At 62.8% G+C, this 288-nt stretch carries 1 protein-coding gene; it reads right to left on the reverse strand.

Features of this window, described 5'->3' with window-relative positions:
• Positions 1-217: aminotransferase class V-fold PLP-dependent enzyme (locus F2P45_RS35140; protein ID WP_166882761.1), on the reverse strand; the 217-nt coding region annotated here is incomplete at its 3' end.
• Positions 218-288: the final 71 nt, after the last annotated feature.

The following is a 288-nucleotide window of genomic DNA, read 5'->3' on the forward strand; positions in this document are numbered from 1 at the left end:
TGGCGCCGCTGGTAAACGTCAGCCTGCCCTGGCCCGCGCCGAGCACGCGGCGCGCCAGTGTGCGCACGCCGTCGAGCATGGCCTTCGCTTTCAGGCCGGTGGCGTGGCTGCTGCTGGGGTTCCCGTAGCAGTCGCGCATGGCCTGCGTGGCGGCGGCAAGCGCTGCCGGATGGACGGCCGATGTGGCGTTTGCGTCAAGGTAGATTTCGGTATGCATGGCGGCTGATATGGAGGTGTCATTCTTGCGTGATATGTTATCGGCTAAAACGTGAGAAAATATGCCAAAGT

The organism is Massilia mucilaginosa (genome assembly GCF_011682145.1).
GTDB lineage: Bacteria > Pseudomonadota > Gammaproteobacteria > Burkholderiales > Burkholderiaceae_D > Telluria_A > Telluria_A mucilaginosa.